Origin of the sequence: Gordonia crocea (genome assembly GCF_009932435.1) — a bacterium.
Classification (GTDB): domain Bacteria; phylum Actinomycetota; class Actinomycetes; order Mycobacteriales; family Mycobacteriaceae; genus Gordonia; species Gordonia crocea.
In genome coordinates, this window is sequence record NZ_BJOU01000001.1 from 55,384 (window position 1) to 77,420 (window position 22,037).

22 protein-coding genes and 1 pseudogene are annotated in these 22,037 nt (G+C 65.1%); 13 read left to right on the top strand and 10 right to left on the bottom strand.

Annotated elements, in window-relative coordinates; translation table 11 throughout:
* Positions 1–6 precede the first annotated feature (6 nt).
* Complete coding sequence (locus nbrcactino_RS00255) at positions 7–1,476, bottom strand: glycosyltransferase family protein (protein ID WP_161925544.1); 1,470 nt, start codon at positions 1,474–1,476, stop codon at positions 7–9.
* A gap of 144 nt (positions 1,477–1,620) precedes the next feature.
* Here nbrcactino_RS00255 and rpsF point away from each other — a divergent pair, with 144 nt between their 5' ends.
* From rpsF to nbrcactino_RS00280, 5 genes are all read left to right on the top strand, one after another.
* Positions 1,621–1,902 carry a 30S ribosomal protein S6 gene (rpsF, locus tag nbrcactino_RS00260; protein ID WP_161925545.1) on the top strand — a complete coding sequence of 94 codons (282 nt, stop codon included), beginning with the start codon at positions 1,621–1,623 and terminating at the stop codon, positions 1,900–1,902.
* 130 nt (positions 1,903–2,032) lie between these two features.
* Positions 2,033–2,530 (top strand): single-stranded DNA-binding protein, encoded by a 498-nt coding sequence (locus nbrcactino_RS00265; protein WP_161925546.1) that lies wholly within the window; start codon positions 2,033–2,035, stop codon positions 2,528–2,530.
* Between the two features lie 19 nt (positions 2,531–2,549).
* Entirely contained in the window at positions 2,550–2,804 is a 255-nt protein-coding gene (rpsR, locus tag nbrcactino_RS00270; protein WP_161925547.1) for a 30S ribosomal protein S18, read from the top strand.
* 20 nt (positions 2,805–2,824) lie between these two features.
* Positions 2,825–3,277: a 50S ribosomal protein L9 gene (gene rplI / locus nbrcactino_RS00275; protein ID WP_161925548.1), complete on the top strand. Its 453-nt coding sequence runs from the start codon at positions 2,825–2,827 to the stop codon at positions 3,275–3,277.
* Between the two features lie 128 nt (positions 3,278–3,405).
* Complete coding sequence (locus nbrcactino_RS00280; protein ID WP_161925549.1) at positions 3,406–3,831, top strand: hypothetical protein; 426 nt, start codon at positions 3,406–3,408, stop codon at positions 3,829–3,831.
* A gap of 61 nt (positions 3,832–3,892) precedes the next feature.
* On the opposite strand, the gene nbrcactino_RS00285 is transcribed toward nbrcactino_RS00280, so the two are convergent.
* Positions 3,893–4,444 (bottom strand): hypothetical protein, encoded by a 552-nt coding sequence (locus tag nbrcactino_RS00285; protein WP_161925550.1) that lies wholly within the window; start codon positions 4,442–4,444, stop codon positions 3,893–3,895.
* Positions 4,445–5,044: 600 nt separating this feature from the next.
* On the opposite strand from nbrcactino_RS00285, the gene dnaB reads away from it, so the two are divergent.
* Positions 5,045–7,222 (top strand): replicative DNA helicase, encoded by a 2,178-nt coding sequence (gene dnaB, locus nbrcactino_RS00290; RefSeq protein ID WP_186343274.1) that lies wholly within the window; start codon positions 5,045–5,047, stop codon positions 7,220–7,222.
* 274 nt (positions 7,223–7,496) lie between these two features.
* Here the strand turns inward: dnaB and nbrcactino_RS00295 are convergent, their stop codons facing one another.
* The 5 genes from nbrcactino_RS00295 to nbrcactino_RS00315 all read right to left on the bottom strand — a co-directional run bounded on the left by nbrcactino_RS00295 (position 7,497) and on the right by nbrcactino_RS00315 (position 13,110).
* Positions 7,497–8,315, bottom strand: coding sequence for a hypothetical protein (locus tag nbrcactino_RS00295; RefSeq protein ID WP_006896694.1), 819 nt, complete (start codon positions 8,313–8,315; stop codon positions 7,497–7,499).
* A 450-nt stretch (positions 8,316–8,765) separates the two neighbouring features.
* Positions 8,766–9,176, bottom strand: a complete 411-nt coding sequence (locus nbrcactino_RS17970) for a hypothetical protein (RefSeq protein WP_186343275.1) — start codon at positions 9,174–9,176, stop codon at positions 8,766–8,768.
* 501 nt (positions 9,177–9,677) lie between these two features.
* Complete coding sequence (locus nbrcactino_RS00305; protein ID WP_161925552.1) at positions 9,678–11,288, bottom strand: GIY-YIG nuclease family protein; 1,611 nt, start codon at positions 11,286–11,288, stop codon at positions 9,678–9,680.
* A gap of 161 nt (positions 11,289–11,449) precedes the next feature.
* Entirely contained in the window at positions 11,450–12,499 is a 1,050-nt protein-coding gene (locus tag nbrcactino_RS00310; RefSeq protein ID WP_161925553.1) for a PD-(D/E)XK nuclease family protein, read from the bottom strand.
* 2 nt (positions 12,500–12,501) lie between these two features.
* Positions 12,502–13,110, bottom strand: coding sequence for an NrtR DNA-binding winged helix domain-containing protein (locus nbrcactino_RS00315; RefSeq protein ID WP_228460585.1), 609 nt, complete (start codon positions 13,108–13,110; stop codon positions 12,502–12,504).
* A 170-nt stretch (positions 13,111–13,280) separates the two neighbouring features.
* Here nbrcactino_RS00315 and nbrcactino_RS00320 point away from each other — a divergent pair, with 170 nt between their 5' ends.
* Positions 13,281–13,781 carry a T3SS (YopN, CesT) and YbjN peptide-binding chaperone 1 gene (locus nbrcactino_RS00320; protein WP_161925555.1) on the top strand — a complete coding sequence of 167 codons (501 nt, stop codon included), beginning with the start codon at positions 13,281–13,283 and terminating at the stop codon, positions 13,779–13,781.
* 13 nt (positions 13,782–13,794) lie between these two features.
* Here nbrcactino_RS00320 and nbrcactino_RS00325 read toward each other — a convergent pair.
* Positions 13,795–14,429 (bottom strand): annotated as a pseudogene (locus tag nbrcactino_RS00325) (Fic/DOC family protein).
* A gap of 7 nt (positions 14,430–14,436) precedes the next feature.
* A complete protein-coding gene (locus nbrcactino_RS00330; protein ID WP_161927502.1) occupies positions 14,437–14,583 on the bottom strand; it encodes an antitoxin VbhA family protein in 147 nt (48 codons plus the stop codon).
* A gap of 150 nt (positions 14,584–14,733) precedes the next feature.
* Between nbrcactino_RS00330 and nbrcactino_RS00335 the strand changes: the two genes are divergently transcribed.
* The 6 genes from nbrcactino_RS00335 to nbrcactino_RS00360 all read left to right on the top strand — a co-directional run bounded on the left by nbrcactino_RS00335 (position 14,734) and on the right by nbrcactino_RS00360 (position 21,275).
* Positions 14,734–16,185, top strand: a complete 1,452-nt coding sequence (locus nbrcactino_RS00335) for an ADP-ribosylglycohydrolase family protein (protein ID WP_161925556.1) — start codon at positions 14,734–14,736, stop codon at positions 16,183–16,185.
* Between the two features lie 26 nt (positions 16,186–16,211).
* A complete protein-coding gene (locus nbrcactino_RS00340) occupies positions 16,212–16,712 on the top strand; it encodes a DUF1942 domain-containing protein (protein WP_161925557.1) in 501 nt (166 codons plus the stop codon).
* A gap of 425 nt (positions 16,713–17,137) precedes the next feature.
* Positions 17,138–19,651, top strand: coding sequence for a hypothetical protein (locus tag nbrcactino_RS00345; RefSeq protein WP_161925558.1), 2,514 nt, complete (start codon positions 17,138–17,140; stop codon positions 19,649–19,651).
* Positions 19,652–19,655: 4 nt separating this feature from the next.
* Positions 19,656–20,516: a hypothetical protein gene (locus tag nbrcactino_RS00350; protein ID WP_161925559.1), complete on the top strand. Its 861-nt coding sequence runs from the start codon at positions 19,656–19,658 to the stop codon at positions 20,514–20,516.
* Between the two features lie 50 nt (positions 20,517–20,566).
* Positions 20,567–20,812 (top strand): hypothetical protein, encoded by a 246-nt coding sequence (locus tag nbrcactino_RS00355; protein ID WP_161925560.1) that lies wholly within the window; start codon positions 20,567–20,569, stop codon positions 20,810–20,812.
* Between the two features lie 85 nt (positions 20,813–20,897).
* Entirely contained in the window at positions 20,898–21,275 is a 378-nt protein-coding gene (locus nbrcactino_RS00360; RefSeq protein WP_161925561.1) for a hypothetical protein, read from the top strand.
* Between the two features lie 206 nt (positions 21,276–21,481).
* Here nbrcactino_RS00360 and nbrcactino_RS00365 read toward each other — a convergent pair whose 3' ends face one another.
* Positions 21,482–22,036, bottom strand: a complete 555-nt coding sequence (locus nbrcactino_RS00365) for a dihydrofolate reductase family protein (RefSeq protein WP_161925562.1) — start codon at positions 22,034–22,036, stop codon at positions 21,482–21,484.
* Between the last annotated feature and the right edge of the window lies 1 nt (position 22,037).

A 22,037-nucleotide genomic window follows, 5' to 3' on the forward strand; every position in this document is an offset into this window, starting at 1 on the left:
TCGAGCCTACGTCGCGGGCACCGCTACCGCGCCGCGATCCGACAGGAGCGCCCGGCGCTGCGGCACCCGGAAGCCGAACGACGCCAACGGCTCTCGCGGTGTCGCCTTGACGAAGGCGAAGATCAGGTAGACCAACAGCGCCGCGTGCACCCACACGCCGAAGTTGACCCCGCCGATCACCCACCACTTCATCGGCGGGTGGGTCGGGTTGTTGAGGATCCCGAACAGGCGGAAGATCGTCAGGTCCAGCGACAGGTCGGCGACGAGGTAGGCCACGATCACCGGCCACCGCACGTTCAGCAGCACGAAGAACGGGAGGATCCACAGCGTGTACTGGGGCGAGTGCACCTTGTGGAACACCATGAACCCGGCGAGCATCGCACCGCAGACACCGATCCACGGGTAGACCCCGATCGTCGTCATGCCCGGGCGGTACACCCGCCAGCCCAGCCACACGGCGAGGATGAACGACGCGACGATCAGCAGCGGCGACGCGATCCCGACGATCGTGTTGTAGAGATCGGTCTGCCCGCCCGTCAGATGGCGCAGGCCCCAGTACCAAATGGAGTTGGTGTCGATGTCGGACTTGCGCTTGCCCTGGAAGGACAGCGACCCGCGCCACCCCGCCCAACCCAGGATCATGAACGGCGCCTGGGTGAGTGTGACCGTCGCGGTCGCGGCACCGGCGGTGTAGAAGAAGCCGCGCCAATCCAGGTCGGCCGGCACATCCTTGGGCGACCGGAATCGGCTGACGAATCCGCCACCGCGGGTGAGGACGTAAATGGCCAGTGGCAGCACGAAGAACCCGGGATAGAGCTTGAGGCTGAACCCGATGCCGAACAGCACCGCCGCCCATACCGCGGCGGTCCGCACCGACAGTCGGGGGTTCCCGTCGGCGTCGAGCGAGGCCCCCCACGCGACGACGGCGATGCCGCCGACGCACGTGGCGACGACGGGCAGCTCCCAATTGTGGAACGCGTAGAGCACCAGCGGCGGGGTCGCGGCCCACAGCAGCGCCCACCAGCGGACCAGGTACACCAGCAGCAGCGTGACGACGATGCCGAACGGGGCCAGGATCAGCGCCGAATGGATGAAGAAGTCCAGGTCGGTGTGCGCGCCGATCGCCCCCAGCCACATCAACATCCCGGAGAGCACCGGGTATTCGACGGAGCCGCCGACGAGGTGGCCGTGCTCGGTGATGGCGCCGTGGATGTAGGGGAAGACGTGGTTGTTGATGTCGCGCCCCAACCACAGGTTCATCTGGTCGTTGTAGCAGGGGATGATGGCGTGCGGATCGCCGACGGGCCAGCGACGCGAGCGCCCCTCCGCGTTGAACGGCGCACCGGCGCACTTCACCTTGGCGTGGAAGCTCCAAGCCATCGCCAGGCAGGTGAACAGCACCGAGACGACGGCGGCCAGCACCGCCTCGCCGCGCCGGGTGCGGTCCAGCGGCCCGAAGGTCACGTCGTTTGACATGCGGTACAGGTTAGCGGAGCACCCCACCCCACGATTTCGCAGGTCAACCCGTCTTCATGTATCTTGGAGCGGTTGCCGACGCAGGCGACCCTCCTGCCGCGGACCGTCCGTGGCCGATTAGCCCATAGGAGGTGATGTGGTCTTATGCGTCACTACGAATTGATGGTCATTCTCGATCCGAACCTGGACGAGCGCACCGTCGCCCCCTCCCTGGATACCTTCCTCAATGTTGTCCGCTCTGATGGCGGTTCGGTGGATGGTGTCGACATCTGGGGCAAGCGCCGTCTTGCCTACGAGATCGAAAAGCACGCCGAGGGCATTTACGCCGTCATCGATCTGAACGCCAAGCCGGACACGGTCAACGAGCTCGACCGTCAGCTGAAGCTGAACGAGTCGGTTCTGCGGACCAAGGTCCTGCGCAAGTGAGCGTGCGCGTCTGCGCGTAACGCTCGCACATGTCGGTGCCGCTCCTTAGGCTGGGCGCTAAACCCAGGCTGGACCGGCACGTCGAGCACGAGTCGCACCAACCGACACCACGAACCTCGAGGGGAAGCACATGGCTGGAGAAACGGTTATCACCGTCATCGGAAACCTGACGGCCGACCCGGAACTGCGTTTCACGCCGTCCGGTGCCGCGGTCGCCAATTTCACGGTGGCGTCGACGCCGCGCACCTTCGACCGTCAGACCAATGAGTGGAAAGACGGCGAGGCGCTGTTCCTGCGGTGCAACATCTGGCGCGAGGCCGCCGAGAACGTGACGGAGTCCCTGACCAAGGGCACCCGCGTCATCGTTTCCGGTCGTCTCAAGCAGCGCTCCTTCGAGACTCGCGAGGGTGAGAAGCGGACGGTGTACGAGCTCGACGTCGACGAGATCGGCCCCTCGCTGCGGTATGCCACGGCCAAGGTCACGCGCGCCTCGCGCGGTGGCGGCGGTGGCGGCTTCGGCGCGTCTGGCGGCGGTGGCCGTCCGGCGCCGAGCCAGCCCGCGGCGAACGAGGACCCGTGGGGCAGCGCGCCCCCGGCCTCCGGTGCCGGCGACGAACCACCTTTCTGAGATCTATCTGGAGTAATACATGGCAAAGCAAAAGGGACGGAAGCCCCGCGTCGAAAAGGTCGTCAAGGCCAAGGCGTGCAGCTTCTGCAAGGACAAGGGCCAGGTCATCGACTACAAGGACACCGCGCTGCTGCGCCGGTTCCTGTCGGACCGCGGCAAGATTCGGTCGCGTCGCGTGACTGGTAACTGCGTGCAGCACCAGCGCGATATCGCGATCGCCGTCAAGAACTCGCGCGAGGTGGCGCTGTTGCCGTTCACCTCGACGGGTCGCTGAGCAGGAAGGGAGACAGACTGATGAAGCTCATCCTGACTGCCCCCGTCGAGAACCTCGGTGTCGCCGGCGACACCGTCGAGGTCAAGGACGGCTACGGCCGCAACTACCTGCTGCCCCGCGGCCTGGCGATTGTCGCCACCAAGGGCGCGCAGAAGCAGGTCGAAGGCATCAAGCGCGCGCAGGACGCCCGCGAGGTCCGCGACGTCGAGCACGCCAACGAGCTGAAGCAGGCCCTCGAGGGCCTGTCGTCGGTGTCGCTGGGTGTGAAGACCCACGACTCGGGCAAGCTGTTCGGCTCGATCACCGTCGGTGACGTCGTCAGCGCCATCAAGGCTGCTGGCGGCCCGTCGGTCGACAAGCGCAGCGTGGAACTGCCCAAGGGCCACATCAAGGCCATCGGCACCTACCCGGTGACCGTGAAGCTGCACTCGAACGTCGCCGCCAACCTCGAGGTTGCCGTCGTCGCGGAGTAAGCCGCACCCATCACGAACAGCCGCCGCCGGGGTTTTCCCGGGCGGCGGCTTTCGTTTAAAGGCCCGAAGTGGGCAATCGTTACCACCGTCCGGCCAACACCGCCGGTCCGCGTTGCTAATCTTCCGGCATGACGAAGATGAAATTCGCCTTTCCCGCCCTATTCGCCGCCGGCGTGGGTGTCGCCGCCACCCTCGTGGCAGTCGGCACCGCCGACGCCGCTCCGAACTATCGTCCGACGGAACTGACCACCATCAAGTTCCGGTCGAGCCAGCAAACGATCGTGATGACTGCCAAGCCGTTGCCGGTGCGGAAGGGCTGGACCTACACCTGCGCGCTGACGCGCCAGGCGAAGAATTCCAACGCTGCTCCGGGCGGGCCCGGCGGTAAGGTCTATCGCACGAGCGGCAAGGGCCCGGTGCTGACGGTCAGCACCGAGAAGTTGGCGCCCGGTGCGTACAACGTCTTCGGCCGCTGCGATTTCAAGGCACCCAATCTCCCGTTTGGCGCACCCCAACTGGTCACGTCGAGCAGCCAGCGCGTGCCCGTCCGCTAACCCACCGACGATCCAGCGGAACCCCTCGACGGCGCGGCGCGCCGACGGGGGGTTTCGCGTTCTACCGCAACGACTTCGGCAGCTTGTCCGCGGGCGGGTTCGGATTGCGGACGTCGGCGGGCCCGACGAACTTGTGCCACTTGGGACTGATGACGAAGGCGCGACCCCGCGAGGTGCACGACACCACGTGGGTCCGCGGGCGGGCGCACGTGACGTCGTAGATGTTGATGCTGCGCTTCACCGGCAGCACCGGGGCGCGGAAGTGCGCGTTGGGCACCAGGTCGATATTCGGGGCGGCAAGACCACCCGGGGTGATCCACCACGGTCCCTGCGAGTTGTTCAGCAGCACGCCCTGGGTCCCGGCCGGGGCGGTGGCGACGAAGCCCTTGCAGGCGACCCGGCCGGGGTACTGGCCGATGGAGCAGTAGTAGCCGCCGGCGCGGAAGAAGGCGCGGCCGTTGTTGTCGTAGTTGTAGGAGACGTAGCGCTTGGCGTTGACGGCCGGGTACTTCGCGAAGTCGAGTTCGGGGGCGGTCGCCGAGGCCGATGCGGGTGCGAGCGCCGACCCGGCGACGGCGATCGCAATCAGCGCGAACTGGAGTACGTGTTTCATGCTTGGTTCTCCCCTTGGTTTGCTGCATGCCATTTCATCACGAGATCTCGGACCGCGGGCTGGCTGGGGATAATTCCCAGCCGATGCGCAGCGACGTGGATCGGATACACGGATTGTTGTGAGCCCGTTCACATAATCGTCGCCCACTCGGAGTTGAAGGTTTGCTTGAGGGTTGTTTCGGCGCGTTGCGCGCGACACTCCGGGGATCACGCAACTCACCCGGTGTGGACAAGAAATATAGGCGTCTACCTGGGTTTATCCCGTCCGGATGAATCTTACTCGTGAGTTTTCCCCGACGTTTCCCACAACCCGTCTCGACAAAGTGCCGACAATCCACAGGTTGTCCACACCGCTTTCCACAACTGCGTTTGAGTGAGATTGCCATCCCAAATAATCTCCCCCGTTGTTGGATCGCCACGCCCGCGCGGGCGGGTGCCGGACGGATAGGGTCATCGCCGCCGGCTCCGCTTGTCAGGGTGGTGGCGTATCAAGAGACGCAGAGGCGAGCCGTCGCGGCTCAGGACGACTACCGGGGCTGGATACCAGGTTCCGAAAGGGGGTGGGCGAGTGTCGGTGACCGAAGATCAGGGTCACGAACCGATGCCTGAGGATTTGCCGAACGAAGACTTCGGCAGGCAGCCCCCCCAGGATCAGGCCGCAGAGCAGTCGGTGCTCGGCGGGATGATGCTCTCCAAGGACGCCATCGCCGACGTCCTGGAGAAGATCCGCCCCGGCGACTTCTACCTCCCGTCGCACCAGGCCGTCTATGACGCAATCCTCGAGCTGTACGGCAAGGGCGAACCCGCCGACGCCGTCACCGTCGCCGCCGAGTTGGACCGCCGCGGCGACCTCAAGCGCATCGGCGGCGCCCCGTACCTCCACACGCTGATCTCGACGGTGCCGACGGCGGCCAACGCCGGGTATTACGCGGAGATCGTGGCCGAGAAGGCGATCCTGCGCCGCCTCGTCGAGGCGGGCACCCGCATCGTCCAGTACGGCTATGCCGGCGGTGAGGGCCAGGACGTGGCCGAGGTCGTGGACCGCGCCCAGGCCGAGGTGTACGACGTCACCGAGCGGCGCACCACCGAGGACTACCTCCCGCTCGAGCAGCTGCTGCAGCCGACGATGGACGAGCTGGACTCGATCGCCTCGCGCGGCGGGATCTCGCTGGGCGTTCCCACCGGCTTCGCCGACTTGGACAAGCTGACCAACGGGCTGCACGCCGGGCAGATGATCATCGTCGCGGCGCGCCCCGGTGTCGGCAAGGCACTCGCCCTGGACACCCCGCTGCCCACCCCCACCGGGTGGACGACGATGGGCAACGTGGCCGTCGGCGACGAACTGCTCGACGCCGACGGCAAGCCGACCCGCGTCGTCGCCAGCACCGAGGTCCTCACCGAGCGGCCGTGCTACGCGGTGCGGTTCAACGACGGCGCCGTCCTCGTCGCCGACGCCCACCACCAGTGGGAGGCGCAGGTCGACGACCGGACGATCATCGCCACCACCGAGGAACTGCGCCCGCATGTCGGGTGCGTGGTCGTGCGCAACGCCGCGCCGATGGAACTGCCCAACCGGCGCTTCGCCTATGGTCCGTACACGGTGGGCGCCCTGGCCGGGATGGCGTTCAACGACCCGGAGATCGGGATGCGCATCGACGCCGAGGGCCCGGTCGACGTGCTGACCCTGATGGCCGACCTGGGCGGGCAGGTGCCTGTCGAATACCTGCGCGGCTCCATCGCCCAGCGCCGCGCCCTGCTGGCCGGCATCCTCGACGCGCGCGCCGTCGTCGAAGACGACGGCCGGATCACCGTCGCCGCCGCCACCCGGCACATGACCTTCATCGTCGCCGACCTGGTCGCCGGGCTCGGCTACTCGTATCGGCGGCTGTCGTCGGGCTGGTTGAGCTTTGAGGCCGACGACGACGTCTTCACCGTCCACCATAAGGCGATCCGGCACAAGGAGCTGCGCCGGCCGGCCCGGTCGCGCCGGATCATCGCGATCAACCCGGTGCCCAGCGTGCCGGTGCGCTGCGTGCAGGTGGACAACGCCGACCACATGTACCTGGCCGGCGAGGCCATGGTGCCGACGCACAACTCGACGCTGGCCATGGACTTCCTGCGGTCGTGCTCGATCCACCACGGGTTGACCAGCGCCATGTTCTCGCTGGAAATGAGCAAGAGCGAGATCGTGATGCGCCTGCTCTCCGCCGAGGCCAAGGTGAAGCTCGCCGACATGCGCTCCGGTTCGATGAGCGACGACGACTGGACCCGCCTGGCCCGCCGGATGGGCGAGATCTCCGAGGCGCCGCTGTTCATCGACGATTCGCCGAACCTGACGATGATGGAGATCCGCGCGAAGGCCCGCCGGCTCAAGCAGCGCCACGATCTGAAGATGGTCGTCGTGGACTACATGCAGCTGATGACGTCGGGCAAGAAGGTCGAGTCCCGTCAGCAGGAAGTCTCGGAGTTCTCGCGGTCGCTCAAGCTACTGGCCAAGGAGCTCGAGGTCCCGGTCATCGCGATCTCCCAGCTGAACCGCGGTCCCGAGCAGCGCACCGACAAACGCCCCCAGGTCTCCGACCTGCGTGAATCGGGATCGCTAGAGCAAGATGCCGACATGGTCATCCTGCTACACCGCCCCGACTCCATCGAGCGCGACGACCCCCGAGCCGGCGAGGCCGACATCATCGTGGGCAAACACCGCAACGGCCCGACCGCGACGATCACCGTTGCCCACCAGCTGCATTTGAGCCGCTTCGTCGACATGGCCCGCGGCTGATCTAGGTGTATGTCGAGATGCAGCGAAGATTAGCAAGGTGGTCCCGCTTGTTTAACAAGCCTGATCACGGCGTAAGAATCGCCCTGACTAGGGCAAACATGGTCAGGCGAGCGTTGCCCGTAGCCCGCGTTTCGGTATGATTTCCTGCTAATTTTGCCGGGGAATCTATTCCTGGAAATCGCCGAGTGCGCGGGTGAAACCGGGCGACGAAGGGGCTGAAGTGACCGGCGGCTGGCGGCAGGCTATCGGCGATTGGCTTGTGGGATGAGCTCGTCTAATTCGCAGATGACGTTGGTGCTGGTTTTGGGGATGTGCTCGGCGGATTCGACGCTTGCTCGGTGACTCCGTGACCGGGCTTGGTCAGCGGAAGGGTTGCGAGGTGCTTCTGGAGCCGCTTCGACATCGGCATGAACGTGACGAAGGTCAGGCTTCCCGAGACAACCGCGCCTACCAGCGGCACGACCTTGGCTGCGCTCTTGGCGAAGACCTGCTTGGTCATCTGAATGCCCAGGAGCCCTGCAACCTTCTTGACCACCGGATATATCGCACCCTTGGTGAGAGCCTTCTGCGGCAGCTTCCTGGCCACTTCACTTGCGATCAACTTCGAGACTTGCGCCACGCCGGCCTGGGCCGCGTTCACGCCAAACATCACGCCGATGAACAGCGTGAGCATGCTTTCGGTCGCGGAGTCCATTCCGTCGGCGCTGTCGTCGAAGAGCTCCGGCCAGCTGTAGATGTAGGCGAGCTTCTGGACGACGCGAAGAAGGTGCCCATAGTACTGCGCGATATCAGCCGGGACCGTGCCGATCGCTGCGAGGCCTCCAGGGATGCCGGCTGCCGTGGAAAGTGTCGTCACCTTGCCGGTCTCGAACTTGATCACGCTGTTGGCGATCTTGTCGATCACTTGAGGTGTTACGCCTGCTTCGGCCGGTGTTGTGGCGATAGCGAGTTTGATCTGCTCGTCGGTGCAGTATCGCTTCAGCTCTCTGCGGAGGAAGGCCTCCCGGTTGATCTGCACACCCGGCAGCTGAGCCGATGCCTGCAGCGTCTGCTCGAACTTCGTCGACGGAGCGACCTGATTGCCTTTGGCCATGGGAGCAACCTATCGCAGCCTTCCGACACGGACCGCTGATGGGGCGAAGGAGACGTCGGCCTATCACCCGAAATGCCTCGCTGACCGATTGTCGACTTGCTCCCTTAGTAGCCCTTCGACCTCGATTTCTTGCTAGATTTGGTGCTAATTCCTGCGGAAGCGGAGGTGTCACTTGACCGAGAGTTCCCGCGCGGCGGTGACGTGGCGGTTCCGATTCGCTGGCGACAAGGTGTCCCGCGTGTTGAACTGGCGGTCCGACGGTCCGCCGGATCTCGCACGTGTAGTTCCGATTCGCAAGCCTCGATCCTCGGAACGTCACCGGCACATACCTGTCACTGCGTATTCACTGACCATGCGCGACCACCTAGAACTCGAGTCGGGCCTCGAGCATGACCTCTTGCGACGCCTGGACCGGCTCAACGATATCGTCGCGCTGATACCGCAACCGTGTCAGCTGAAGCGGGGCGGATCGTCCTCGGCGAAAAACACGCCCGACTTACTCAGCCTTTGAGTACCCGGCACGTCACCGTGACGGGGATTCCGTCGGCGGCGAGCTCTTTCACGAGCGGGTAGAGCCTTTTCCCGGAAGGTTCGCCTGCGACAGAAGCTCTCCCAGAAGGCCCCACGCTCGTACGAGGTCAAGGCGTGGCCCACGAGGGCCATCGCCGTGATCCCAGCGCACTCGAGCACTGCTTGCTCCAAGTCGCGCCGACGCGCGAGCATCACCACGCCGAACAGCTCGATCGCTTCGGCGATCTCCTCACTTGTGGGATTCGTTTCGATGACGAAGCGGGCATGGCGAAACCGGTCCCGAAGACGGTGTTCTATGTCCAACACTCGATGGCGCGTCGGCTGGTCCACGCTGCCTCCTTTCGCGTCAGGACCTCTTACCTTTACACAAGACACCGACACCTACCCGGACCTCGTCGCGCGGCGTTCCAATCACTGGACGAGTTCCCCCAAACATGTCACTGGACTTCCGGAACTCTGTCCAACGCATGCACGAGATCCGCTGTGCACCTCGGTGAACGTGTCCGCTGTCAGCATGCTCGCCAGCAAAGTTGAAACCCGCTAGCCATTCGACCGCCGCGCCCATAGCCACCGGGATCATCAACGCGCGCACCCGAGGCTACAACTGGCTCATCAAGCAGACGGAGCGCTCGCCTGCAAGTTCCGCAACCTTGAAAGCTAACACCGGCGGATGCGTTCTTGACATGTCCTCCCGCAGATCGGTCCGCGCGGCACTGAGCCCGCCCCCGGCGGGCGGCAGGACAGCACCGTGATCGGAATGGCTGGCCGGAAGGGAACGGCGGCCACAAAGTGCCAACACCGCCCCTTAACGCCCGAGCGTCTCCCCTCGGCTTAGTTGTCTCCGAAGCGGGCACGCCAGTAGCTGACGTTCCGCCAGTAGTCGAGGTCTTGGCGAGCGTCATGGAATGTGAAGTCGATCAAGTGCCGGCTCCACGGGTGCACCGGGCTGAGCGGCCAGACGGTGTCCTGACTGGTGAATAGGTACCACGTCCGGGGTGCCGTCGGCGGGTCCCATTCCACTTTGACCGATACCCCGTCGCCGGGGTTCTCAACGATTGTGCCGGTGAGCAAGATGTCCATGCAGGAGACCCGGTGATCGCGGTGATCGAAGGGAATGTTCGTTTTCGTGTTGTACCGTTTGCGAACCGCGATCCGCTCGCCAGGGAGCATGTCCATCACCTTGGTTTCATACCGCTCGTCCGGGTCCATTCGCCACTCATCAGCCTGGCGGAAGTCAGCAATGGTGTTACGCGTGCTCTCCTTCGGTCCAGCGTTCACGAACCAGAACAGCGGGATGTCGTCTGGCTGCATGGCGATGTTCTGCGGGGCTTCGACCTCGTCGTCGCCGTTCTCGCCTTCCAAGGTCCTCGCCTCATCCGCCAGCTCGGTAACCAACTTCTTAGCTTCCGCAGTATCCAGCGGCGCTTCGGCTTCGGGTCGCTGGTAGCCGGAATAGACGTCTTCCACGAGCTGTGTGCAGTGATACCTCGAGTACACACTCGGATGTTTACGCATGACGTCGAGGACGAGTCGCGCAGCAGCTCGCTGGACAGCTGGATCATCAAGCAGCGACTCCAGGTCCCCGATCGTCGTCGCACGCAACCTGGCCACGTCGGGCCCCGAGTCTTCATACAGTGTCTTGGTATCGACCTGAACACCCGGGTGTCGCTTGCGAAATGCCCGCTGGGCTTGCTGATCGGGGAGTACAAGCGATTTGCGGACCACGATGAATCCTCGGCCGTCCGGGCCGACGGCCAACACCTCCATCTTTCCGACGCTTACGCAAAACGCCCTGCGCCAGTCGAATGTGCCACAACTTACGTTCCAACTCTGGAACTCCGTTCTGCGCGGAGCGGGCACACAACTCTCGAGGAAAGACCGGAGGACGTTTGTCAACGCTCGAGAGTTCGGCAAGGCCCGAAACTTTGTGGCTGCAGTCCGATACTTGACCTCCTGCCCCTCGAGTAAGGCTTTCAGGGACGCATCGTCTGAGGCGTTGAACTTCTTCGGGTCCTCGAGCCAGAGTTCCTGCTCAGCCTCGTCGAGGAAGTCGACCAGCTCGTTACTGCCCGCAGAGATCCCCGCTCCGGCCTTGTTTCGCAACTGCCCTCGCACCATGCCATCGAGCTCATGGATGAACCCCTTCTCCCGTTTCCGGAGTGCGGGCTTCGAGAGGTTTTGAAGGAGAAGGCGCACCGACGCGACCTCGTCGCCATACGTCAGTTTGTGCTGCCCCAGTCGGTTTCGAACGTTGATCGACTCGCCGAGATACCACTCGTTGTTGCTGAACTCGAGCAGGTAGAACCCCGCATATCGAGCCTTGGGGTCACCAACCTTGGTCCTGCGCCCGTCAAACGGGATGCTCTTGGCGAACCCGTACCGCGTCGCCCACTTGTCTACATCTGAACCCATGGCGTAGAAGGTATCGCGTATGTCGGACATGCCGAGCAGACTCCGACGAATCCCATGGTGGCTAGTCACATCCCACGTTGCGAGTCCCCAACGGACACGGCGTCATTGGGTCGTCAACGAGCGTCCCGCCCGCCTGTGGCGGCACTGCCACCGAGGCTTGACCGCTAAGGGCAGTACACCGAGGATTGGCTTTAGCTCGGTGATTCACTGTCACGGACCGCTTCGATCTGGTTGCGCACCCAGTCAGCCGCGGCGCCGAGCTCCGACACCGTTAGTCCCGGCACCTTGACGTACTGATAGACGAAATCTGGGGCGAAGTGATTAAAGACCTTCTTCCCTGCATGCTCTTGTGGCAAGCCTGGCGGGAATTCGAAGAGGTTAGAAAACTGGCGGCTCAGATCCTCACGCTTCGTTCGTTTGATGGCGCTGCCACCCTGTAAGCCGCTGTCTCGGAAAACAACCGCGCGCCGGAACTGATTTCCCTGGAGCTGCCACCCAAGGGAAACGCGCCTCCCATCGACTCGTACCGGCACCAGCTGTTGCACCATCGGAGTCGCTCTGGACATGCCGCAGTCCACAGGATACGCGCGATCATTCAATCGGCGATCAATCTTTATCGCCACACGTTGAGCCCGCGCCTTCTGGAGTGCAGCGCCCATTTGCGAACTGCCAAGCTCACGCAAACGAGCTTCGTCGATCCAAACTGGTTCACCATCCGACTTGATATCTGTGCCGTTAACCAGGATATCGAGGTCTCGGATCAGATCGATGTATTTCCTAACCGTCTCAACCTCGTAGGACGAACAATCCGGAAGCGCGCCTTCGAAACTGGTCGCCAGCGTCGCGTAGTTGAGTTCCTTCCAGCGACCAGTATTGAATCCTGCCTGACTCATGGAGAGCAGCAACAGAATCGGCTTCTCAGGCCACTTAGCTGTCGCCTTTTCGTATGCCGTCAGCTGTTCTCTGCTTGGAATTGAGAAGACTTTGTTCTCAATCGCTAGGGGCGCATGACCTGGCCAATTCATGACGAGATCGAGGTGCCCACGCTCACGATCAACACGCCGCTCGTTGCCAGCACCAGGTTGAGTAAACGTCTGGAATGCCGCATCGGCGACAGCGGGTAGCACGTCGAAGACCCAGGCCAGGAGATTGCTGTGAAAGAGCTCGCGCTGTCCATACATGAGGCGCCCGAGCGGGTTCGTCCCTATCCGTCTGGCAATCTCGACAAAGTCTTCTGCCACGCCTATTCCCATCTATCGACGTTCGATAACCTATGGTACAACCCCGCCGGTCTGCCGCGAACCCCTTCAGCAAACACCGGTTCCCCGTCCCGCAGCACCGGCTCCACAAACGGCTTCATCCGTCGGTTGAAGTTGTCTTTGTGTAGCGCTCCACCGATCACGGCCTCGTGCACTTTCCGCAGTTGATATAGCGTAAACGGTTCGGCGAGGAAGCCGTCGGGATCGGGCAACGTATCGGCATAGCGGTGGCGAAACTCGTAGCGCTCCCGCAGATTGCGCACTGCGGCCGACACGATCGCGTCGTGGTCGAACAGCAGCGGCCCGCCGTCGGCGAGCCGACCGTCGACGTCCACCGGCACCAATGTCCCCGTCGCTGATTCCAAGTCGCCCTCCCTCATCGACACCGCATGGGCCGCGGAGATCGCCCAGGTACGACTGTCGCGGTCGGGATCGTCGAACAACCGCAACAGCCGGGGATGCACGTCGCGGCTCGGTTCGACGCCGACCTTGCGCCGGAACACATCCGCGACGCTGGCGGCCACGGTGGCCCGTTCGCGCAGGAACGCTCCCGGCAAAGCCTGCCCATCCGGGTCGGTGCGGTCCTGGACCAAGACGCACAACTGCGGGTCGGACGTCGTCGCTCCGACCAAGGTGAGGATCGCCAGATCCACGGTCACCCCAGGTCGCGGATAGGTTTCCAGGTCATCGTCGCTCACCCCTTCACATTAGCGCGTTTAGCGTGCTAATATTTAGCGAGCATGACAAGCTAAAGGAGGTCATCATGACCCACGACGACCGATTCCGTGACAGCGACGACCTATGGCGCGACTTCGAGCGCACCGCCACTGCCCCCGGCGGTGACGCGGCGCTGGCGCACATCCCCGACGACAGCGACGACCTGATCCGCCTGGTCGGCGAGGCGCTGCGGGAGAAGTTCGACGAGCTGCCGCCCCTGGATGAGGATCGCGACTACGTGCTGCACCACCTGGGCCAGCAGGTATGGGTGCATGTCGACGCGGAGTTTCCGGCCATCACGATCCTGGCCCGCGTCGCCCACGGTGTGTACTCGCGGCGCTCGACCGAGGTGGAGCTCGGCATCCTCAACCGCCAGCACCCGCTGACCCGATGGGTCCTCGGTGACCGCAGCATCTGGCAGCGCTCCACCCTGATCGCCCTGCCCTTCGCCCCGGCCCACTTGATCCTGCTGCTCGACCAGTTTTTCGACACCATGTCGTCCACCCGCGACGACCTGGCTTACCGCACCGGCGCAAAGGTGGCCTGACGCGTCCCGACCATCACAACTCGTATGCCGGCTCGTCGTCGAGGATCTTCTCGAACAGGGCCTCCAACCCGAGCAAGCTCTGGTCCGCGCGGGCCTCGTGGCACGCTGCGTGGAGCTCCGCAGATTCGGTTAGCTCCCAAGCCAGACCCCGCCCACTTTCAGAAAGGAGGAGATCGAAGAACTCTCGGGTGCTTCGTCCGTTCCCCTCGCGGAACGGATGCGCGAAGTTCACGTAGTCGTAGAGATACGCCACTCGCCGCGGCAGGTTGTCCTCGGGGACGGCGCGCAACCGGTCGAGCTCGGCGATCGTTTCAGTCGCATGGTTCATCGCCAGGCCGATCATGTCGGGCGGACTGAACGGTTCCCCTTCCTTCGTCAGTCCGACCGTGCGCAGCTCGCCCGCCCCTCGTAAATGTCTTGAAAGAGGTACCGATGTATCGCCTGCAGAAAGCCGAGCGAATAGGTCCGTGGCCCCAGCGGCCAAACCGCCTCCCGAAGTTCGATGGTTCTCGCTTCAACAAGGTCGTTCTCCGCATCGGCAAGATCCTCCGGGTCGGTAACGCCCAGCAGGTTGCGCAACACGTCGGTGCCCGGGACGAAATAGCCCTGCCAGTCACGCTCGGAATCGCCGGTGTCCCAGGGCTTCACCGAGCCCCTACTGGATGCCGTAGCGCTGTCGGACTCGTGCGCCCAGTTCCGCGGCCGTCATTGCGCCGCGAGTGTAGGCGTCTTGATCCTTCCGGGTGGCGTTTGTGCTGCGTGCTCCTTCAAGCTCAGAGCTACGACGGATCCGCCGCACCATTTTCGTACGACGCTCGGCTGAGTTTCGTCCATCCACCTGCGGTAACACCACCCTCCCGTGATTGTTCTAGCCTACCCGCCCAGCAATCCGCGTACGTTCTCAAACACTCGCCTCTCCCGCTTCCCCGCACCGGCGCAAAGGTGGCCTGACATGACCCTGACCCCCGCTCAGCTCGACCGCGCCTGCGGCGCAGTCCTCGGCTCCGCCGTCGGCGACGCCTTGGGTGCCGGGTATGAGTTCGAATCCGCTCCCCTTGGCCCCGACGGCCCGCAGATGATCGGCGGCGGCCTGGGCCACTTCGCACCCGGCGAGTGGACCGACGATACGACAATGGCTTGGTGCATCCTCGACGTCGCCGCGTCGGGTCTGGACCTGCGCTCGCCCGCCGGCCGCACCGCCGTCGCCCGCCGCTTCCGCGACTGGTACGAGTCCGGCCCGGCCGACATCGGCATCCAGACCAGTGGCGTGCTCAGGATCGCCGGACCCGCGCCGACCGGTGAGTCGCTCACCGCCACCGCCTACGACTTCCACGCCAGCACCGGCCGCACCGCCGGCAACGGGTCGCTCATGCGCACCGCCGCCGTCGCACTGCCCTACCTGCACGACGAGATCGCCGTCGTCGACGCCGCCCGCACCATCAGCGCGCTGACCCACTACGACCCGCGCGCCCAACAGGCGTGCGTGCTCTGGTCGCTGGCGATTCGCCGCGCCATCGTCGACGGGGAGCTCGATCTGCGCGCAGGTGTGGCCCATCTCGACGACGAGGCCGTCGCGTACTGGACCGAGCGGATCGACGAGGCGGAATCGTCGTCACCGCGCCGCTTCAACCCCAACGGGTGGGTGGTGTCGGCGTTGCAGGCAGCGTGGTCGGCGATCGTGCACACCCCTATCCCGCACGACCAGCCGTGCCGCCAGTTCGCCGCGGCCCTCAACACCGCGATCCGGATCGGCAACGACACCGACACCGTCGCAGCGATCGCCGGCGCACTGCTCGGCGCGCGCTGGGGCGCTTCGGCGGTACCCGCCCGCTGGCGCCGAATCCTGCACGGCTACCCGGGCTTGACCGGCGAGCAACTCGTCGCACTGGCCCATCTCGCCGCCACCGGCGGAGCGGAGAAGCACGGCTGGCCGACCACCACCCGGATCGAATATCCCGGTGCGGCAGGCATTCTCGTGCGCCACCCGCACGACGACGGGGTGTGGCTCGGCGACGTCGCCGCCCTCGACCGACTCCCGTCGTCGGTGTCGGCGGTGGTCAGCCTGTGCCTGGTGGGCACCGAGCAGGTGCCCGTCGGCGTCGAACACATCCCGTTCCGGTTAATCGACGAACCCGACCCGGCAGTCAATCCGAACCTGGACTTTCTCCTCGCCGACGCCGCGGCCATCGTCACCGCACTGCGCGACGAAGGACGCGAGGTCCTCATCCACTGCGTCCACGCCCACAGCCGCACCCCGGCCGTCGCCATCGCGTATGCGCTCAGCCGAGGAGCGACTCTCGACGCCGCAGTCGATGCCGTGCGCCAGGTGCTGCCCGAGGCGAATCCGAACGCAGGCTTTCGCGCGGCGCTGCGCTCGCTGCACGATGTCCGACCGGCGACCTAGCCTTCGACGCACGGTTCGACCAATCGGTGGTCGGCAGCCTTGAGTGGAGTTCCCCATTGAAATCACAATCGCGCGCAGCAAGCCTGATCGCCGTCGTCGGACTCAGCCTCATCGCACTCCTCGCACCTACCGGGCGCGCAGACGCGGCACCTGGACGGTTCATCTCGAATTACGAGGACGCCGGCCATGTCGACATCTCGGATATCGGAATGAGCGGCTCGATCTTCAGCTTCGTGGCGACGATCACCACGTCGCGCGGGTCGCTTCCGGTGAATCCGTTGTACTGGTCGGCGAAGGCCGCCGACGGAACGATGTACACCTCGCCCAACTTCTCGAACACCACCCTGGGGACTGGGAGCCTTCCAGCCGGAGAACGGGCCCGCGGAGTCGTGGCGTTCGAGATCACCGGTCCGCGACCAACACTGGTCTCCTATGAAGGAGTCTTCGGCGACCGGCTCGCAACATGGACCATCAAATGGCGCACACCCAAGCCGGCCCCTCGACCGCGCTCACCTTTCGGCTCGTAGCCCCGGAGCCGTGGACATCTCGCACCTGACGGATCCGAGCCCACACTGGCCCATCAGGGTCTGCACCGCCTCGCTAGATTCGTCGACGCCGCTGGCGTGGCGGTTCTCAGATCGCTTGGCGAGCCACGTCGCCAAGTGCTCCTCGGTGAGCTCACGGACGGTGAGGGAGTCGGCGAACCGTCGTCGAGAACGAGGACCACCGCGTTCTCCGCCCACCACGGCCTCCCGCCGCACGGTGACCGTGCCGGGCCTGCGCCTCCGCGGTCAGCCAGTCCACAACTCGCGGTGGTCCGTCCACTGGGCACACCGGACAATCCGAGTAGTCGCCGTCGCGGCGGGTCGAAGTCGAGTAGGCGACTACTCGCGCTACCCCGTGCTGGCAATCCGATTCTGGAGGGGACCCACTCCCCGACATCGGAGTCGCCATGCCCACGAAGAAGCACCGCGCCACAGCCACCCAACCCGGCACCCCGCCGTCGCCGTCGACCGATGTCCACGCCTTCGCCCCCCGAGACATCAGGCGCCTTGAGCAACTAGTCGCCCACCGTCTGCCCGCCTACCCACTCGCACCCGCCGCACTGGCAAAGCTGGCCGTCGGCCTTGCTCCTCTGACCTGGCTCAACGACCTCCTACCCGATGCGCACCGCGTACTCGCCGGAGACCTCGACGCGGCTGCCCGCCTGCGTCTCAATCTCACCTCGCTAGGGGAAGCCGCCCATGCCGCCGCGCGGTCCGCCGAGCCTCCACCACCTGACGCATCATCGGGCGACACCTGGCCCTCGCTGCCCCCCCGGCGGACCCCGGCGGACGCGCAGGCCATCGCACGCCTCGTCTCCGCCGCGATCTGGGCGGCCGACGACGAGGCTGAAGCCCAGCTGATGCTCGACGGCCTCGCCACAGCCCTCGCCGCGTCGCACTGGGTCCATGAGCTGCTTCGAGCCGTCGACGCGGGGCCGCCCGGCGGCGCATCGGTTCGCTCGATGACCATGGGGCCCGACGGATTCGGCGGGTTCCACCCGCAGGGCTTCGAAGACGGCGGGCTCGATCCGCTGGGCGGCGCACGGTTGCAGGTTCCGAGGATCCCCGGCGGGATCATCGTCATCCCGACGCCACCGGGCGGCATCGAGTCGCTGATCCCCGGCAAGTGGTGGCACGACATCACCCGGGACCCCGAGACACCGGGCGGTCTACGATTCCGAGTGCCAGTCTACGTCGAGCACTGCATCATCCGCGCCATCGCGGAGATGTCCCGGCTGCGCTCAGAGGCCACGCACTGGCAGGTCGCTGCGATCAGCAACCCGCGTGCCTGCCCCGGCTCACTGATCACCCTGACCGGCACGGGCTTCGGCACCAAGAAGGGCCGCGTCACATTCGCCGCCGCCGACAACGACCGCACCGCCGGCACCGTGACCTCATGGGCGGACACCAAGATCGCCGTCCGGATCGCCGCCGACGCGATTCCGGGCGACATCCAGGTGGAGGCTCTCGCCGGCATGGTGCGCATGTGCGGTGGCGACGACTTCCCGGTGATGCGGGCGGGGTCGTCCCTGGTCGACTTCCGTGGCGGCAAGCCCGAAATCATCGTGTTCGGCCTCCATTGGTCGACACCTCCGCACGTCGATTTCGGCACCACCATCACCATCGACCTGGCCACCACCACCGGCGACGACATCGACGTCGACGTTAAGATCTGGAACGGCGCGGTCCAACTCGCCCACTTCGACGGCCTCGTCGGCGGTTTCCACACGCTGACCTACAAGACCCCCACCAACGCGGTCAACATGCTCCTGCGGGTCGAGGCGACGGCAGCCAGCGCCTGCGGCTCGGTGCATCGGCAGTTCTTCCTCAGCGTCGGGAAGAAGCCGCTGCCGACAATCGAGCGGATCGCCTTCGTCCAGGCAATCCAGTACCCCTCGCTACCGACCGACCCGCCGCAGACGGCGCTCACCGTGGTCGAGAAGCGACGCACCCTCCTCCGGGTCTACGTCCGATCGCCGTTCACCGCCGGACTCGCCTACGGCTCCAACCCGGGCGAACTGGCCGTCGACGGTCGTGTCCATCTGACCACGAGCACCGGTCAGATCACCCTGAAGGCAAATGCGCCGTTCGCCGCCCAATCCTCGACGTCGGTTGACGCCGCCCTCGACTTCGACCTGCCCGCCGACCGACTAGTCGGCACGGTCACCGCCGACGTGAAGGTCTGGCCGACGGCCCTGCCACCCGAAACCGGGGACTGGTCGGTCTCCTCATCGGCAACCACGACCTTCCGGCCGACTGGCTCACTAATATTCTTCCCGGTGTTCATCGCCGATGACCTAGTGGGAACGCCAGCCCCCTCAACTGCGGACTGGGTGAACGGCATAGACACTCTGCCCGATCGATTTCCGATTTCTCAGGGCGGAATACTTCAGACTTCGCCCCCGTTCAGTGCAACCATATTCACCAAGTCGCAGGACCGCCGCCTCAAGCCGGATCGCGACCTCACCATTGATCAAGGTTGGTCCGACATCCTGTCCGACGTTTGCGACGTCGCTGACGACTACTTCTGGGCCAGCGGCGCGGAAACCTGGATTTGGCTCGCTATGGCTCCCAACAACGGGGCAGCAACAAAGGGCATTGCAACGTACCCGCCACGGAGGTGTATCGCCGTACAACAAGGCTTGGCGGCAACTTTAGCGCACGAGTTCGCACACACCTTGGGTGTTGGCCATGCGAAGGCGACGAACCCAACGGCCTCTATGCCCGACAACATTGACGCCCACCTCCCCGCCGACGGCCAGATCGAGTCAGGGACCGTGGGATGGCGCCCGTCCGACGGTGCGATCTTCACGCACCCCTGGTCGGAGTTGATGTCCTACCAGACGCCGCCGTCGGGAGACCACCAAGACCGCTGGCCATCGGCAGCTTTGTGGAACATCTTGATCAACGAGATTGGATAGCACCATGGCCACTCGCAACCCGTCACTCCCAGAGTACACCAGGATCGTCGGCCGCCTCGTCGACGGTGAACTCACCCTGCGCCCGGCCACCGCCACCTACCGACCTCCCGACGCCACGGCGGGCCCGGCACCGTTGACCGTGGACATCCTCAATGCCGCCAGCCACGTCATCGGTACCGGAAGCTTGACCCGCGACCCCATCGCCGACAGCCGCTCGTTCGACGTCCGAGGCAGCATTGTGCTGCCTGACGACGCAGCACGGCTGCGGTTCAGCGGCGATGACGTGACCACAGTTGAACAGATCCTGACACCGTCATCCCCGACCGTCCGCCTCACCCGGGCCCCCGCAGCGGGCAGCCGCGTCGAGGGCCGCGCTCGTGTGGCGTGGGAGGTATCCCCCGACGTCGTCGAATCATGGCTGCGCTACAGCTGTGACCGCGGTCGGACGTGGATGCCCCTGCAACCCCGAACCACAACGACATCAACGATCGTCGACCTCAACGACCTGCCCGGCGGATCGTCCTGCTGCTTCGGAGTGTCGGTGACGAGTGGTATCCGGACTGCGACAGCTGTTTCGCCGTTGTTCTCGGTTGCCCTCAAACCGTGTGTCGCCCTCATCACGTCGCCTGGCGACGGGACCATCATCCGCACCGGCAGAGTCGACTTGATCGGCAACGGGTGGTGGCGGGAAGCGGCCGAGGTCGAGGAAGAGGCGCTGGAGTGGACCTCCGACCGCGACGGGCCCCTGGGGTCGGGCACCTACGTCGTCGTCGACCTCTCCCCGGGCCGACACGTCATTACGTTGCGTGCCGGGTCACGCGGACGCGTCGGCGAAGCATCGACCCGCGTCACCGTTCGAGGCTGACGCCGCATCGAGCTCGTCAACGTTCGGATCGATCTACCCCGGGCGAAGCCATGTACGTCCTGCTGTTCCTGGGTCCGCTCATCACAACCATCGGTTTCGTCGTCATCACCCTGACGTACGGCGGACTCGCATTCGCCTTCCGCGAGAAGCGCGCGTGGCCGCCGATAGCCGCAAGCCTCGCGGTTGCGATCGCCGTCGTCTACGTCGCGGTCCTCCTGACCCACCAGGAACCCGCACCGAACAACCTCTGCCCATTCGGCTCACCGTCATGGTGGCCGGGATGGCTACCCCTCTAAGCCAGCCTCAGCGCCGGCCGTCCTCCCCGTTCACCCGGCGGATCCGCGGTACGCTGCGGTTTTCGGCCACAGAACAGGAAACCCCATGCGCACAGTTGCCCCCGCTCTCGTCATCGGTGCCGCCGTCGCGGCGAGCATCGCCGCGGCCGGCATTGCCGACGCCCGCACCGCACCGGCCGGCGCGACGGTCGAGTACGGCTGGACAAGCGACGAGGTGCAGAACGAGATCAGTTTCTACGGTCGCGACGGCAAGCTGGTGAAGCGCCAGGTCCGATTCCGCTACCTGCCGGTGGGATTCGGCCCCGAGAAGTTCGGCTACGGCGTAAGAATCCAGGTGCCGAAGAAGCAGGCGATCGGATCCCGCGCCACGTCCTCGGGGGCCTTCTCCTCGTGCACGATCAAGGTCAACGGCACCCAGGTCGCGACACACCGCAACAACGGCACCGGAACGTCGCACTGCTGAGCGCTACAGCTCCCAGAAACACCGGCTGGTGAGGTCCTCATCCACTTCGTCGACACCCAAAGCCGCACCCCGGCGGCCACGATCGCCTATGCGCTCAGCCGAGGAGCAACTCTCGACGCCGCCGTCGATGCCGTGCGCGATGTGCTGCCCGTGGCTAGTCCGAATCCGGGGTTCGTCGAAGCCCTGGCGCGTTCACCCCGACCCGACTAACCCCGCCGATAGTGCGCCGCGATCACACCGTTGCTCAACGGCGTCGACGACACCAACTCCAACCGCCGCGTACTGGGCAGCCCGCTCTGGAACAACGTCGGCCCGTGCCCGACGATCCGGGGATGGATGAGGAAGCGGTACTCGTCGATCAGATTCCACCGGTCCAGCGCGGTCGCCAGCAGTCCACTGCCCAAGAGCACCCCGTCGGGCGTCTCGTCCTTCAGTTTCTGGATCCCCGCGCGCAGATCGCCGTCGATGCGGTGGCTGTTGGTCCACGGGAAGTCCTGGCGCGTCGTCGACACCACATACTTCGGCTTGCTCTCCAGCTTGGCCGCCCACTGCTGCATCGCCGGCGGCACCTCGATATCGCCACGGGCCACGGCCGGCCAGGTGCCCTCCATCAACTCGTAGGTGACCCGCCCCCACAGCATCGCCCCGCCGGCCTCCATCACTTCGGTGAAGTAGGCGTGGGTCTCGTCGTCGGCGATTCCCTGGGTATGGTCAACGCACCCGTCGAGGGTGAGGTTGAGGCTGAATGTCAACAGGCCCATG

What these genes read in the sequence shown, in the direction of transcription:
- nbrcactino_RS00265 (WP_161925546.1), top strand. Translation starts at nt 2,033, where the DNA reads ATGGCTGGAGAAACGGTTATCACCGTCATCGGAAACCTGACGGCCGAC.
- nbrcactino_RS00285 (WP_161925550.1), bottom strand. Translation starts at nt 4,444, where the DNA reads ATGAAACACGTACTCCAGTTCGCGCTGATTGCGATCGCCGTCGCCGGG.
- nbrcactino_RS00330 (WP_161927502.1), bottom strand. Translation starts at nt 14,583, where the DNA reads ATGGTGCGGCGGATCCGTCGTAGCTCTGAGCTTGAAGGAGCACGCAGC.
- rplI (WP_161925548.1), top strand. Translation starts at nt 2,825, where the DNA reads ATGAAGCTCATCCTGACTGCCCCCGTCGAGAACCTCGGTGTCGCCGGC.
- nbrcactino_RS00355 (WP_161925560.1), top strand. Translation starts at nt 20,567, where the DNA reads ATGTACGTCCTGCTGTTCCTGGGTCCGCTCATCACAACCATCGGTTTC.
- nbrcactino_RS00305 (WP_161925552.1), bottom strand. Translation starts at nt 11,288, where the DNA reads ATGTCCGACATACGCGATACCTTCTACGCCATGGGTTCAGATGTAGAC.
- nbrcactino_RS00360 (WP_161925561.1), top strand. Translation starts at nt 20,898, where the DNA reads ATGCGCACAGTTGCCCCCGCTCTCGTCATCGGTGCCGCCGTCGCGGCG.
- nbrcactino_RS00295 (WP_006896694.1), bottom strand. Translation starts at nt 8,315, where the DNA reads ATGGCCAAAGGCAATCAGGTCGCTCCGTCGACGAAGTTCGAGCAGACG.
- rpsF (WP_161925545.1), top strand. Translation starts at nt 1,621, where the DNA reads ATGCGTCACTACGAATTGATGGTCATTCTCGATCCGAACCTGGACGAG.
- nbrcactino_RS00350 (WP_161925559.1), top strand. Translation starts at nt 19,656, where the DNA reads ATGGCCACTCGCAACCCGTCACTCCCAGAGTACACCAGGATCGTCGGC.
- nbrcactino_RS00255 (WP_161925544.1), bottom strand. Translation starts at nt 1,476, where the DNA reads ATGTCAAACGACGTGACCTTCGGGCCGCTGGACCGCACCCGGCGCGGC.
- nbrcactino_RS00345 (WP_161925558.1), top strand. Translation starts at nt 17,138, where the DNA reads ATGCCCACGAAGAAGCACCGCGCCACAGCCACCCAACCCGGCACCCCG.
- nbrcactino_RS00320 (WP_161925555.1), top strand. Translation starts at nt 13,281, where the DNA reads ATGACCCACGACGACCGATTCCGTGACAGCGACGACCTATGGCGCGAC.
- nbrcactino_RS00280 (WP_161925549.1), top strand. Translation starts at nt 3,406, where the DNA reads ATGACGAAGATGAAATTCGCCTTTCCCGCCCTATTCGCCGCCGGCGTG.
- rpsR (WP_161925547.1), top strand. Translation starts at nt 2,550, where the DNA reads ATGGCAAAGCAAAAGGGACGGAAGCCCCGCGTCGAAAAGGTCGTCAAG.
- dnaB (WP_186343274.1), top strand. Translation starts at nt 5,045, where the DNA reads ATGCCTGAGGATTTGCCGAACGAAGACTTCGGCAGGCAGCCCCCCCAG.
- nbrcactino_RS00365 (WP_161925562.1), bottom strand. Translation starts at nt 22,036, where the DNA reads ATGGGCCTGTTGACATTCAGCCTCAACCTCACCCTCGACGGGTGCGTT.
- nbrcactino_RS00335 (WP_161925556.1), top strand. Translation starts at nt 14,734, where the DNA reads ATGACCCTGACCCCCGCTCAGCTCGACCGCGCCTGCGGCGCAGTCCTC.